The sequence below is a fragment of the Neisseria sp. HMSC065D04 genome, assembly GCF_001815675.1.
GTDB lineage: Bacteria > Pseudomonadota > Gammaproteobacteria > Burkholderiales > Neisseriaceae > Neisseria.
Map to the genome: position 1 here is coordinate 41,329 of NZ_KV821496.1, position 1,920 is coordinate 43,248.

General features: G+C 59.1%; 2 protein-coding genes. Both read left to right on the forward strand.

All coding sequences use genetic code 11. The features are described 5' to 3' along the window. The first annotated feature begins 119 nt into the window (after positions 1 to 119). Entirely contained in the window at positions 120 to 650 is a 531-nt protein-coding gene (locus HMPREF3050_RS04185) for a hypothetical protein (protein WP_070773616.1), read from the forward strand. Further along, complete coding sequence (locus HMPREF3050_RS04190) at positions 650 to 1,864, forward strand: beta-ketoacyl-ACP synthase (protein WP_070773618.1); 1,215 nt, start codon at positions 650 to 652, stop codon at positions 1,862 to 1,864. The genes HMPREF3050_RS04185 and HMPREF3050_RS04190 overlap by 1 nt, the downstream gene beginning before the upstream one ends. The last annotated feature ends 56 nt before the right edge of the window (positions 1,865 to 1,920 follow it).

Below are 1,920 nucleotides of genomic sequence, written 5' to 3' on the forward strand. Positions count from 1 at the left end.
GCCGTACTGGTTTAAAGTTAATCCACTATACATTTTCAGACGACCCCTGAAAGGTCGTCTGAAATACTGTCCGACATCGGTTACAATACTTCCTTCCTCCGCACCGACAAAGGAACCCCATGCGATTTCCAAGCCTAGCCCTTGCCGCGCTGACCCTCAGTGCCTGCACCCTTTCCCCCTCGCTGCCCCATCCGCAAACCCTGCCGACGCTTGAGCAATCAGGTTTGTGGTTCAAGCTTGAGCAGACCGACGCTTCGGGCAATGCCGCCCAAACCAGCCTGCTGGCGGTCGAGCAGTTGCCGGAGGGCATCCGCTTCGTACAGACCGATGCACTGGGTGCACCCGTATCGCGCCAGTTTGTCGGCACAAAAGGCTGGAAAAACGACGGCTTCATCATGCCCAATTCCGCTTCGCGCCGCCTTTTTGCCGCGCTGCTACCGCTGCTTGCCGCCGACCGCGCCGCCGAGCTGTATCCCGAAGTGGAACAAAAAACATCCGAACACAATGCATTCTGCCCTGACGGCAACGGCGCGGTATTCCGTTATAAAGAACAAGATTTATGGTGCGTCGCACAAGATAATGGACGTTTTGTGATTGCCTTCCCCGACAAAACCCGTTGGACCGTCAGCCCGATCAAAGAAGAAGAATAATGAAATCCCCTGTTTACCTCAGCCGCCCCGCCGTAACCAGCGCGCTCGGCAGCGGTCTGCAAACCCATATCGACGCGCTGCTGGCGCCGTCTGAAACTTCACCGCTGACGTTTTCCGACCAATGGGTCAAAGGCAAAAACTTCGCATTCGGTGCGGTAAGCGAAACGCTGCGCCCGCTGCCCGACAACCTGCCCGCCGCATACCGCAGCCGCAACAACCAACTGCTGTGGCACGCGCTGGGGCAGATTGAAGACGACATCCATGCCGCCGTCCGCCGTTACGGCACGGCGCGGGTCGCCGTCATCATGGGGACGTCCACCAGCGGCGCAGATGAAAATATGCCCTTGTTCCAACACGTTGCCGACGGCGGCAGCTGGACGGACAAACCGTTCAACCAGCTTCAGCACGAAATGGCATCGCCTTCGGAATTCGTTGCACACGTTTACGGCATTCACGGCCTGTGCTACACCGTTTCCACCGCCTGCACATCGGGCGCGCGCGCCTTAATCAGTGCGGCGCGGCTGTTGCGTGCGGGTTTGTGCGACGCGGTTATTTGCGGCGGCGTCGATACCCTGTCGCCATTGACCATCAACGGTTTCGCTTCGCTGGAAGTGCTTTCAGACGACCTCGCCAACCCGTTTTCCGCTAACCGCAACGGTATCAATATCGGCGAAGCCGCTGCCGCATTCGTCATGACCTGCGATGCCGATTTCGGCGGCACGATGCAATTGTTGGGCTACGGCGCAAGCAGCGACGCTTATCATATGTCCTCGCCCCGCCCCGACGGTTTGGGTGCGGCGCAGTCTTTTCAGGCAGCGCTGAACAATGCCGGTTTGCAGCCGCAGGACATCGGCTGGATTAATCTGCACGGCACCGGCACGAAACACAACGACAGTATGGAAAGCCGCGCCGTCGCTGACGTGTTCGGCAGCCAAACCTTCTGTACTTCGACCAAGCCGCAAACCGGACACACACTCGGCGCCGCCGGGGCCATCGAAGCCGCATTCGTCTGGGGCATCGCCGACCGCGGCTGCAACCCGCAGGGCAAACTGCCACCGCAACAGTGGGACGGCATCCCCGACCCCGAACTGCCCGCCATCGCCCTGACCGACGGCAACAGCACATGGTCGTCTGAAAAACGCATCGCCGCCAGCTCGTCTTTCGCCTTCGGCGGCAGCAACGCGGTATTGATTATCGGAGAATCAGCCGAATAGACCACTTCCGGCTTTGCCTCAACGATATAGTGGATTAAATTTAAATCAGGACAAGG